Genomic DNA, 12282 nt, shown 5'->3' with positions numbered 1-12282 from the left:
CTTTACTTCAAATCAATGTAATAAGTTTGACCTCTAGGCTTGCTGAAGATACTTTTACTCAAATAAATCTCCTTCATTCCTACTTGTTTTCCATCTACTTTTCGATAATTATCTCTTCCTTTCCAAACAGAATAAGATCCATTGTAATTTGATTTAGTTCGAGCAAAATAATAAAAATACCTATTGAATGTTTTGATAACAAACGTTTTGTTATTTTTATCCTTTTCATATGGTTTATACTTAAACCAATACTTAGTTCTCCAAGAACCACTTGTCGTTTTGTAACGAACTGCTACCCAAACAGTTTTTGATGTAAAATTATTAAAAGCAATTTTAAATGGTTCTGAAAAGTCTGCAGAAGTGGTTTGTTTTTGAGCATAACTACTTGTAATGAAAATTAAAAAAGTTACGCTAAATATTATTTTTCTTAACATTATAACTTTATTTATTTAAATATAAAAAAAATTATCTCTTCTTAAAAATCAATTTATTTTTAGAACGCTTAATTTCATCTTTATTTAGGCTCATCTTTACAAACTCACCATCCACAAACTTTTGTGCTTGGTCTTTGTAATATGGACTAAACACTCTACCTGATTGTCCTGTAGGTAAAATAGATAAAGAGTTTTCTATATCAGAAAAATCGATAACTCTTCTAGTTGAAGGGCCAGCTGTAATTTTATAAACTCCAGTGCTATCTAATTTAAAAATTTGATTATTAATTACTTCATTACCACCAATAGTTTCAAAAGGCCCTACATTAAAGAACTTACGTAATACACCTCCAGCTTTACCAATAGCATGTTCGTGCTCTATAGAAATAACCCTTTTCCATAACCAGTCTTCTACATTTGCACCTAATTGATTTTCTAAAAATGAAAACGCATTTTTAAATGAAGTTGTCACAATTTCTGCTCTAGTTTCTGTTTTATTCTTACTATTTATATTGTCCCACCAAATCGAATTTTCTCTACTAATTTGATTTGGTAAAACTTGGTCTTGTAATTGCGAATTGATAAATAATTCAAATCCATCTCCCAATTCATCTTTAAAAGTATTTACTAAAAACTCGTATAAAAAGCGATTGTAAATAGTTGCACCTACTGCAGTTTTTGAATAAGTTCCATCCCAATTTTTTAAAATAGAAACAGCTTTTTTCTGAGAAACCGAAAAATCTGAGTCATTTACAATTGCTAATAAATCGTTAGCAATTTGGGAGACATTAGAAGATTTTACATCATAAATCATTTTTGCAACATCTTCTTTTGTAAAATCATTTTTTGCTTCTAATAATTCTACAATTCTTTTAGATCTGTCTTCTGGTTGATAATATCCAGGATACAATTTACCTCTTACAGAATCTGGTTGATGATTAGCAGAATACACATAATTTCTGCTTGGATTAATCGCTTGTGGATTTTCTTCAAAAGGTAAAATTTCTAAAATTTCATCCTTACCAGAAGCTCCATCTAAATAGGTTTTAGAAGAAACACTATCTCTAAGTTGATATAACTTTGCAGCAGCAAACCAAGCAATATTATCTTTAGCATCACCATACATTACATTTAAACCTGGTGCATGAATTTTTGCTACAGAAGCTCTAAAATTCTCAAGAGATTTTGCATGAGAAATACCATGAGCAACATTTAGCATTTCGTTTTCTAAATAGGTGTACATCCAATTCATAGCTATAGGTCTATCATCAGAAATATTACGATTTAAACCATTCATTATTGGACCATGTTTACTCACTTTCACCTGAAAAGTGGTATCTTTTTTATCTTTAATTTTAATGGTCTTTGTTCTAATTTCATAATCTTTAAATCCATCAACTGTTTTATATTGATTAGCATTATCTGGATTATTTTCTTCGATATAAAAGTTTAAATCGTCATTAGCTAACATGGTTAAACCATAAGCATAATCTCTGTTATGACCTAACAAAGGAAAAGGCATTAAAGCAATATTGTACCCATAAATTTCGTAATCTGGTGTTTTAATATGATTCTGATACCAAACAGAGGGTTGTGCAAAACCAATATGAGGATCATTTGCAAACAAAACTTTTCCGTTTTTTGTTTTTTCTGGTGCAATTACCCAAGAGTTACTACCTATAAATGCAGATACAGGTAAATTATCCATAATTTTACTTACAGCTTTAGACATTTCAGCTTTAATAGGTTGTATTTCAGTTTTATTAATAGTTAGGTTTTTATCAAAAGCAGACATTAATTCATTAAAATATGGGGTACCTAATTTTTCTTTAATTTCTGTAAGTAATGGGTCTGTTTTGTGCGCAACTGCGAAACTAAAAGACATATAACCAAAAACATTATAAATATCTTTTAAGGTATACTTCTCTTTTTTAATACCAACCAAATCAAATTCTAAAGGCATTTTACCTTCGTTCAAATATTGATTTACACCTTCTAAATAAGCCATACTCATGAGATAAGCTTCAGAAGATGTATCTAATTTTGCAATCGATTTTTCTGAAGCTTCTTCTATACCTAAACCAGCAAAGAAAACATCAGTTTCTAATAAATCTTTTCCAAAAATTTCAGACAATCTTCCAGGAGCAATTCTTCTAATTAACTCCATTTGCCACAATCTATCTTGAGCATGTACATAACCCAAAGCTATATAAGCATCTTTCTGGTTTTTTGCATTAATATGTGGCACTCCAATTTCATCAAAATATATAGTTACTTCATCAGAAAGATTATTTATTTCTAATTCTCCTTTATAATTTGGATGATATGTTTTACTGTATAACCAAGTACCTACTACAATTAAAATCAATAGAACTGCTATGACTTTTAAGAGTTTTATAAGAAATTTCATTCGAAAAATTTTTGATGATTTCAAAGTTAATCAATTTATATTGTATTTTTGAAGTATCAATATTTTCTGACTTTATGAAAAAAATTCAAATGGTTGACTTACAAGGTCAATATCAACAAATAAAAGAAACAGTAGATACTTCTATACAATCGGTTTTAGATACCTCAACATATATAAATGGTCCTTTAGTAAAAGATTTTCAAAAAGATTTAGAGGATTATTTAGAGGTTAAACATGTTATCCCTTGTGCAAACGGAACTGATGCTTTGCAAATTGCAATGATGGGTTTAGGGTTACAACCAGGTGATGAAGTAATTACTGCAGATTTTACATTTGCAGCTACTGTAGAAGTAATTGCTTTGTTACAATTAACTCCTGTTTTAGTTGATGTAGAACCAGATACTTTTAATATAGATATTGAGGCTGTAAAAAAAGCTATTACACCAAGAACAAAAGCAATTGTACCTGTACATTTATTTGGACAAGTTGCTAACATGGATGCCATTTTAGAAATTGCAAAAGAACACAATTTATATATAATTGAAGATAATGCACAAGCAATAGGTGCAAATTACACATTTAAAGATGGTAGAAAGCAAAAAGCAGGAACTATTGGTAATGTAGGTACTACTTCTTTTTTCCCTTCTAAAAATTTAGGTTGTTATGGAGATGGAGGAGCTATTTTTACAAATGATGATGAATTAGCACATACTATTAGAGGAATAGTAAATCATGGAATGTATACACGTTATTATCATGATGTTGTAGGTGTAAATTCAAGGCTAGATTCTATTCAAGCAGGAGTTTTAAAAGCTAAACTACCTCATTTAGACAGTTATTGTAATGCACGTAGAAATGCAGCTCGTTTTTACAATAATGCTTTTGCAAATAATCCTAACATTATTACTCCAACTACAAAATCGAATGCAACTAAAAATTGTGGACAGATTTGTGAGGTTTGTGACTGTCATGTTTTTCATCAATATACCCTTCAGATAACTAATGGTAAAAGAGATGAACTGCATCAACATTTATTAGAAAAAGAAATACCAAATGCTATTTATTACCCTGTAGCTCTGCATGCTCAAAAAGCATATAAAGATGATAGGTATAATGAAGCTGATTTTCCAGTGACAAACGATTTAATTAAAAATGTGATATCATTACCTATGCATACAGAATTAGATAATGAGCAATTAACTTTTATCACAGAAACTATAAATAATTTTATTAAATAACCCCTATAAAAATCAATAAATGAAAAAAATTTTAGTGACTGGAGGTCTAGGCTTCATAGGTTCTCATACAGTTGTAGAACTACAAAACGAAGGTTTTGATGTAGTTATTATAGACAATTTATCTAACACAACTATTTCTGTTCTAGATAGCATTACAGAAATCACAGGTAAAAAACCAGACTATTATAATTTAGACGTAAGAAGTAAAAGTGATTTAAAAACTTTTTTTGATAATAATAAAGTAGACGGAATTATACACTTTGCAGCTTTTAAAGCTGTTGGAGAAAGTATGGAGAAACCTTTAGATTATTATGAAAATAATTTAAGTTCTTTAATCTATTTATTACAAGAAATAAAAGATAGAAATCTAGATAATTTTATCTTTTCGTCTTCTGCAACTGTTTATGGTGAAGCAGATAGTTTACCTTTAACTGAGGATGCTCCTGTTAAAAAAGCAGAGTCTGTTTATGGTAACACAAAAAAAATTGGAGAAGAAATTATTAGAGATGCAAGTAATGCTCATAACATAAATACGATTGCACTACGTTATTTTAATCCTATAGGTTCTCATGAAACAGCAAAAATTGGAGAATTACCTTTAGGTGTTCCAGCAAATTTAATTCCTTTTGTAACTCAAACAGCAGCTGGTATTCGTGAACAATTGTCTGTTTTTGGCGATGATTACCCAACAGAAGATGGCACAGCAATTCGTGATTATATTCATGTTGTAGACTTAGCAAAAGCACATATAGCTGCTTTAAAAAGACTGCTAAACAAAGACAATAAAAAATCTTTTGAATATTTTAATGTTGGTACAGGAAAAGGAACTTCTGTTTTAGAAGTGATTAAAACTTTTGAAAAAGTAAACAACTTAAAACTTAATTATAAAATTGTTGATAGAAGACCAGGAGATGTTATGGCTTCTTATGCAGATACTACAACTGCAAACAGAGAACTAAACTGGAAAACAGAAAAGAGTTTAGAAGAAGCATTAGCTTCTGCATGGAAATGGCAATTACAACAAAAATAATATTTAGAAAAACCATAAATAATATCTATAAAGAGAAGCAAATTTGCTTCTCTTTTTTTGTATTTTCGAGAACTTAAAAAATAATACTGAAATAATTCAGCAAATAATGAATTGGGAACAACTCCTTTCTTTAAAACGTTTTGGCGATACTCAAAAACGTATTAGAGCACAACAAGATGAAACTAGATTGGGTTTTGAAGTAGATTTTGATAGAATTATTTTCTCATCTGCTTTTAGAAGTTTACAAGATAAAACTCAAGTTATTCCCCTTTCAGAAACCGACTTTGTACATACTCGTTTAACCCATAGTTTAGAAGTTTCTGTTGTTGGTAGAACTCTAGGAAGAAAAGTAGGTAAAGTATTGTTAGAGCGTCATCCAAACCTAAAAGAATTAGGGCATACATTTAATGACTTTGGAGCTATTGTAGCTGCAGCATCTGTAATGCATGATATAGGCAATCCTCCTTTTGGTCATTCAGGAGAAAAAGCTATTGGAGAGTATTTTAAATCAGGTAAAGGTTCTCAATTTAAAAATGATTTAACAGATAAAGAATACCAAGACTTAATAGATTTTGAAGGTAATGCAAACGGATTTAAAATTCTTACAGAAACAAGAGAAGGTATCTCTGGTGGCTTGCGTTTAAGCTATGCAACTTTAGGTGCTTTTTTAAAATACCCAAAAGAAAGTTTACCTAAAAAACCAACTCAACACATTGTAGATAAAAAGTATGGTTTTTTTCAATCAGAAAAAGATGCTTTTTTAGAAGTTGTTGATGAACTTGGTTTGCTAAGAAAATCAAACGAGTCAATTTCTTATTTTAGACATCCTTTAGCTTATTTAGTAGAAGCTGCAGATGATATATGCTACACAATCATAGATTTTGAAGATGGTATAAATCTTGGTCTAATAGATGAAGAATTTGCACTTGAGTATATGATTAAATTAGTGAAAGACACTATTGATATTAAAAAATATCATTCATTAAAAATTAAAAAAGATAGAGTTAGTTATTTAAGAGCCTTAGCTATTGGGGTTTTAATAAATGAAGCTGTAAATATCTTTTTAGATAATGAAGAAAAAATATTAAATGGTGAATTCGAAAAGTCTTTATTAGATAGATGTAAGTACGAAGCTCAAATTAATGATATTATAAAAATTAGTGTAGACAAAATATATAAAAGTAAAGAAGTAATAGAAAAAGAAGTTTCTGGTTATAGAGTAATTGCTGATTTATTAGACACCTTTATAACAGCACTAAACAATAAATATAACAACAAACAAACTAGTTATGATAAATTAGTTTTAAACTTATTACCTATTGAATATCAACAAGATAGTGATATTTTATATGTAAGAATTATGCAAATTTGCAATTATGTTTCTAGAATGTCTGATAGTTATGCTATTAGAATGCATAAAAAATTAACAGGTTACATTATATAAATAATTTCTTTAAGCCTTATTTTTACGAGATGAAGTTTATTCCAAAAAAATCGAATTATTATTTACTTATAACTATTTTTTTATTTGCATTTGCTTGTAAGTCTAAAGAAGTTACAAAGACTAATGAAAATAAAGAAATTACTATGGAAACTAAATTAGTTACTGAAAAGACTTATAATCAAGACAGTACGTACTTATTAGTTTTAGAGTATTCTAAAAATATAGAAGTAGTTAAAAATTTTAAGTTTAAAGTAATAGACATTTCAACTAAAGAAACAGTTTTAGATAGCTCTTTTATTGGTACAAAATTAACATGGCATACTAATACAGAATTAATTGGATATTTACATGTTGGCATAGTAAAAGAAGATGATGATTCTGTTCTAAACAATAACTCAACCAAAGAAAACAAAGACAGTTCTTATAAAATAATCAAAATTAAAAACTAGTAAATGAAATTTAGAAATTCTGCAATTTATATTGCAATTTTAACAACTCTTCTAATTACTTCTTGCTCAAAAAACAATGAAGAAGTAAAAATTAAAAAAGTTACTTATAAAAAAGTAAAAAAAGACCCTAGCAAACGCCATAAAAAAGGTATAGAACATATGGCTGATTACTATAGAGAAATCAGCACACCTATTGGAGAAACAAAGTCTTCTTATGAACCTGGCTATATTTATAAAGAATTTAATAAAGCAAAATTAAAGTCTAATAATCAAGCAAAAAATAGTGCGTCTCCAAATGCAGTTTTTATAGAAAGAGGTCCTTTTAATGTACCTGGAAGAACAAGAGGAATTGCTATAGATCCAACAAACAAAAATAGATGGTTTGTAGGTAGTGTTGGTGGTGGTATTTGGTTAACAGAAAATCAAGGTACTTCTTGGGTTAATTTAACAGATGGTAAAATTCCTAATTTATCAACTTCTGTAATTGTTATAAGTCCACAAGATAAAAACACTTTATATGTTGGTACAGGAGAGCCTTTTGGTAATTTAGGTGCTATTGGTGGTTCTGGTGTTTTTAAAACTACAGATGGTGGTGCTACTTGGTCTAATTTACCTGCTACTGCAAATTTTGGTGATGTTGGTAGAATGATTATTGACCCAACAGATAAAAACACAGTATTAATTGGGACACAAACTGGTATTTATAAAACTACTGATGGTGGTACAACTTGGGTAAACACATACGATTCAAGTGGAGCTTGGGTACAAGATTTAGATGCAGATCCTTCAGATTTTAACATTCAGTATGGTTCTTTAAGAAATGTTGGTATTGTAAAAAGTACTGATGGAGGTGATACTTGGTCTTTAGTTTTTGACAGAAATGTTTTTAACGGTAGTCATTCTAGATTTGAACTTTCTATTTCACCTGTAGATAACAATTATGTATATTTAAGTGTTTATTCGCCAAGTGGAGGTAAATCTGTAAATACAGACTTTTATGTTTCTAAAGATAAGGGAGCTACTTTCACTTCCCTAAATCCAATTGAAACAGGCAGTGCTTCTAACTTAATTACTGGACAAGGTTGGTATGATAATATAATAATGGCACATCCTTTTGATAAAAATATTTTCTATGTGGGAGGTGTTGCTGTTTTTAAAGTAACAGTAGATGAAACTAATGATACTTTCACTTTTACATCTATTGCTTCTGGCTATGATAGCTCACAAATTAATACTGGTGTCCATGTAGATCAGCATGGAATGGACTATATTTTAGGTAGTAATGCACAAGAATTTAGAATTCTACTAACGAATGATGGTGGTGTATACAGTACTGCATTTGAAACAGACCCAGGAGCATCTCAAGGAGATTGGTCTGATGATAGTATTTCTAAAAATAGTACACAATTTTACGGAGCTACTAAACAAAATGGAGCAGATAATTATATAGCTGGTGCACAAGATAATGGTTCATGGATTTCTACAACTAATAATACAAGTAAAACAACTTCTTATCAAAGAATATTAGGTGGTGATGGTTTTGAAGCAGTTTGGCATTATAATAATCCAGGAGACTTTATTGTGGCATCTCAAAGTTATGGTAATATTGGACAATACATTAATAATAGTGGACGATTAGTATCTTTTCCAGATGCTGGTAATAGCAGTTTATCTCCTTTTTATTCAAAACTTTCAAATGCAGATAATAACCCAGATGTAGTATTTGCGATTTCTTCTAATGGAGTATGGAGATCTATAGATTTTGGAAGTAATTGGAACCTAAGTTCTATTCCTTCTAGTTTTGCCCCTAATTCTACAAGTACTTTAAATGTTGAAGTATCAGTAGCTAACCCAAATATAGTTTGGGCAGGTTCAGCAATGACAGAAAGTGGTTCTTTTGTTTTACATGTTTCTCAAGATAATGGTCAAACATTTACACCAGCAAGCACTTATGACAATCCAATTGATAGTCATAACTTATTTATCTCTGGTATAGCAACATCTCCAACAGAAGAAAACAGAGCTTATGCTTTATTCTCATCAGGCAATCGCCCAAAAGTTTTAAAAACAGAAGATTTAGGTACTACATGGACGGATATTTCTGGTTTTGAATCAGGAGTTGACAGAGGTTTTCCAGATGTAAAAGTACACTGTTTATTAGAAATGCCATTTGATAAAGATGTTTTATGGGTAGGTACAGATATAGGTCTATTGGAAACTACAGATGGTGGTGCTAGTTGGAACTTAAGAAACGATTTTATTTCTGTCGCAATTTTTGAAATGAAAATTGTTAATGATCAAGTTGTATTTGCAACACATGGTAGAGGTATTTGGACAGCTACTTTAAGTGAGTTAAGCAACTATACATTACCAAGTTACTTAACTTCACCAGATGTAACAGCAAGACAAAAATCTATAGATAGTTTTAAAGCTGTGGTTTCTTATAATGCTACAACTGATGCTGTAACAAGAGCTAAAATATTTGTTGATGGTGTAGAAAAATCTGAAGTTTCTCAGACTTTTGATACAACTACAACTTACCAGTTTGAAACTGAAGATTTAACAGAAGGTAAACACACAATTGGTGTTCAATTATTTGATGATAGTGTATCTTTATCTACACAAACTAAAGAAATAGAAGTACACATAATTGATTATGAAAATGCATCTACAAATTTATCTATTGCTGAATTTACTTTAAATGATATTTACATTTTTGATAATACCTTTAAAGTAGATAATGCACAGTTCTTTGTAGATCCTTTAATTAATACTGCAACAATACCTTACGCAAATAACACAACACACGCTTTTATATTAAAAAAGCCATTAACATTAACCTCTTCTAATAATGCATTAGAATATGTAGATGCTGCTATTGTTGAACCATTTGATAATCCTACTTCAGATTTAAATCAATTTTATGATTATGTAAGTATTGAAGCTTCAAGCGATTTAGAAAATTGGATAACTATTGATAAATATGATGCCAGAAGATTTTCTGACTGGTTAGATTTTTATAACAATTTTGGATTCTTAGATGAAACCATCTTGAAATCTCAAAAAATTAATTTATCTAATAAAGGCTTAAATACAGGAGATACCTATGTGTTTAGATTTAAATTAGTTTCAGATGCTAATGTTAATGCTTCTGGTTGGTTTATAAAGTCTATTAATGCTACAACAGCTTCATTAAGAGAAGTAATAGAAGATAAAAAAGACTTGGTAATTTACCCAACAATTTCTAATGGTAATTTTACGATTTTCGGAAACAACAAATTAGGTGAAGCTAAAGTGAATATTACAGATATTACTGGTAAAGTAATCTTTAATGACAAAGTTAATTTCACTTTTGTTAACGAACAAAAAGTAAATGTAACTGCTAAGCCAGGTGTTTATTTTGTGAATATAAATGGTGATTCTAATATTAGAATTTCTAGAAAAATAATTATCAAATAAACTGCATAGTTTTATACAAAAGAAAAGGCACTATTTTAGTGCCTTTTCTTTTGTATAAAACTTGATAAGCCATTAAGATCTAAACTTACTTTTTTTAATAAGTCTTTCATACTTCCATGCTCAATAAATTCGTCAGGTACACCTAATAATTCTACTTCATTTTTGTACTTGTGTTCTGAAATAAATTCTAAAATTGCGCTTCCAAATCCACCTTTTACAGTACCATCTTCAACAGTTATAATTCTCTTATATTTTTTTAAAATCTTGTGAAGTAATTGTTCGTCTAAAGGTTTTACAAATCGCATATCAAAATGTGCAATTTCATCACTATTTGTAGCTAACTGAATGGCTTCTGAAACTAAATTTGATAAAGTTCCTACAGATAAAATAGCTAAAGAATTGCCTTCTTTTAATTGTTCTCCTTTACCAATTTCAATTTTTTGAAAAGGTGTATTCCATTCTTTTATTTTTCCATAACCTCTTGGGTAACGAATAGCAATAGGATTTTCTAAACCTAATTGAGCTGTATATAAAATATTACGTAATTCAATTTCGTTTCTTGGTGACACTATAATTAAATTAGGAATAGCTCTTAAATAAGCAATATCAAAAACTCCATGATGTGTAGCACCATCTTCACCAACTAAACCTGCTCTATCAATACAAAAAATTACTGGTAAATTTTGTAAAGCAACATCATGTATAACTTGGTCATAAGCACGTTGTAAAAAAGTAGAATAAATAGCACAAAAAGGAACTAGCCCTTGAGTTGCAAAACCAGCAGCTAAAGTAACAGCATGTTGTTCTGCTATGCCAACATCAAAAGTTCTATTAGGGTATTCTTGTAACATATACTTTAAAGAACTACCTGTTAACATTGCAGGTGTTATTGCTACAATATCTTTATTTTCTCTAGCTAATTCTACAATGGTTTTACCAAAAACATCTTGATATTTTGTAAAACCTTCTTCATTCTTTATAATACGTTCTCCCGAGATTTTATCGAATTTACCAGGTGAATGATAGGTAACTTGATCTTCTTCTGCCTTTTGTAACCCTTTTCCTTTTTTTGTGATAACATGCAAAAACTTAGGTCCTTTTATAGTTTTTAATCTATTTAATTCGTTTATCAATTTTGGCAAATCATGACCATCAATTGGGCCTGAATAATCAAAGTTTAAGGCTTTAATAATATTATTTTGTACTGCTAACCTTTTATCTGTTTTTACTTTAGTTAAGTATTCTTTTAAAGCACCCACTGAAGGATCTATACCAATAGCATTATCATTTAAAATAATAAGAATATTTGCTTTAGAAACTCCAGCATGATTTAACGCTTCAAAAGCCATACCACTAGCAATTGATGCATCTCCAATAACAGCAATATGATGTTTATCTCTTTCTCCTTTTAAATTAGAAGCAATTGCCATTCCTAAAACAGCAGAAATGGATGTTGATGAATGGCCAACACCAAAAGCATCAAAAGCACTTTCTTTTATAGCTGGAAAACCTGCAATACCTCCAAATTGTCTGTTGGTATGAAAAATATCTTTTCTACCTGTTAGAATTTTATGTCCATAAGCTTGATGACCAACATCCCAGACTAAAATATCATTTGGGGTATCAAACAAATAATGTAAGGCAATAGTTAATTCCACAACACCTAAACTAGCTCCTAAATGACCCTCTTTAGTTGCAACAATATCAATAATAAACTCCCTTAATTCTTTGGCTAATTTAGGTAGTTCATCTAGATTTAGTTTTCTTAAATCTTCTGGATATTTTATATGATGAAGTAAATTTTTCAAAATCAATACA

8 protein-coding genes are annotated in these 12282 nt (G+C 29.6%); 5 read left to right on the top strand and 3 right to left on the bottom strand.

Features of this window, described 5'->3' with window-relative positions:
• Positions 1-2: 2 nt before the first annotated feature.
• Together ACFOWD_RS05320 and ACFOWD_RS05315 are read right to left on the bottom strand one after the other, a co-directional pair.
• Positions 3-434, bottom strand: coding sequence for a hypothetical protein (locus ACFOWD_RS05320; protein ID WP_377408730.1), 432 nt, complete (start codon positions 432-434; stop codon positions 3-5).
• A 31-nt stretch (positions 435-465) separates the two neighbouring features.
• Positions 466-2844: a penicillin acylase family protein gene (locus ACFOWD_RS05315; RefSeq protein ID WP_377408728.1), complete on the bottom strand. Its 2379-nt coding sequence runs from the start codon at positions 2842-2844 to the stop codon at positions 466-468.
• A 74-nt stretch (positions 2845-2918) separates the two neighbouring features.
• Here ACFOWD_RS05315 and ACFOWD_RS05310 point away from each other — a divergent pair, with 74 nt between their 5' ends.
• The 5 genes from ACFOWD_RS05310 to ACFOWD_RS05290 all read left to right on the top strand — a co-directional run bounded on the left by ACFOWD_RS05310 (position 2919) and on the right by ACFOWD_RS05290 (position 10464).
• On the top strand, positions 2919-4082 hold the full coding sequence (locus ACFOWD_RS05310) for a DegT/DnrJ/EryC1/StrS family aminotransferase (protein WP_377408726.1): 1164 nt from the start codon (positions 2919-2921) through the stop codon (positions 4080-4082).
• A gap of 19 nt (positions 4083-4101) precedes the next feature.
• Entirely contained in the window at positions 4102-5112 is a 1011-nt protein-coding gene (galE, locus tag ACFOWD_RS05305) for a UDP-glucose 4-epimerase GalE (protein ID WP_377408724.1), read from the top strand.
• Between the two features lie 106 nt (positions 5113-5218).
• Complete coding sequence (locus ACFOWD_RS05300; RefSeq protein ID WP_377408722.1) at positions 5219-6556, top strand: deoxyguanosinetriphosphate triphosphohydrolase; 1338 nt, start codon at positions 5219-5221, stop codon at positions 6554-6556.
• A gap of 29 nt (positions 6557-6585) precedes the next feature.
• Positions 6586-7005: a hypothetical protein gene (locus tag ACFOWD_RS05295; protein ID WP_377408721.1), complete on the top strand. Its 420-nt coding sequence runs from the start codon at positions 6586-6588 to the stop codon at positions 7003-7005.
• Between the two features lie 3 nt (positions 7006-7008).
• The gene (locus ACFOWD_RS05290) at positions 7009-10464 is read left to right on the top strand and encodes a WD40/YVTN/BNR-like repeat-containing protein (RefSeq protein WP_377408719.1); all 3456 of its coding nucleotides are present in this window, start codon (positions 7009-7011) and stop codon (positions 10462-10464) included.
• A 35-nt stretch (positions 10465-10499) separates the two neighbouring features.
• Here ACFOWD_RS05290 and dxs read toward each other — a convergent pair whose 3' ends face one another.
• The gene (gene dxs, locus ACFOWD_RS05285) at positions 10500-12272 is read right to left on the bottom strand and encodes a 1-deoxy-D-xylulose-5-phosphate synthase (RefSeq protein ID WP_377408717.1); all 1773 of its coding nucleotides are present in this window, start codon (positions 12270-12272) and stop codon (positions 10500-10502) included.
• Between the last annotated feature and the right edge of the window lie 10 nt (positions 12273-12282).

The sequence above is a fragment of the Polaribacter marinivivus genome, from assembly GCF_042651285.1.
Lineage (GTDB): Bacteria > Bacteroidota > Bacteroidia > Flavobacteriales > Flavobacteriaceae > Polaribacter > Polaribacter marinivivus.
Note: the sequence above shows the minus strand (reverse complement) of the source record. Positions and strands in the feature narration are given on the sequence as shown.

Coding starts and splice junctions, on each gene's coding strand:
- ACFOWD_RS05320 (WP_377408730.1), bottom strand. CDS start 434: ATGTTAAGAAAAATAATATTTAGCGTAACTTTTTTAATTTTCATTACA.
- ACFOWD_RS05315 (WP_377408728.1), bottom strand. CDS start 2,844: ATGAAATTTCTTATAAAACTCTTAAAAGTCATAGCAGTTCTATTGATT.
- ACFOWD_RS05310 (WP_377408726.1), top strand. CDS start 2,919: ATGAAAAAAATTCAAATGGTTGACTTACAAGGTCAATATCAACAAATA.
- galE (WP_377408724.1), top strand. CDS start 4,102: ATGAAAAAAATTTTAGTGACTGGAGGTCTAGGCTTCATAGGTTCTCAT.
- ACFOWD_RS05300 (WP_377408722.1), top strand. CDS start 5,219: ATGAATTGGGAACAACTCCTTTCTTTAAAACGTTTTGGCGATACTCAA.
- ACFOWD_RS05295 (WP_377408721.1), top strand. CDS start 6,586: ATGAAGTTTATTCCAAAAAAATCGAATTATTATTTACTTATAACTATT.
- ACFOWD_RS05290 (WP_377408719.1), top strand. CDS start 7,009: ATGAAATTTAGAAATTCTGCAATTTATATTGCAATTTTAACAACTCTT.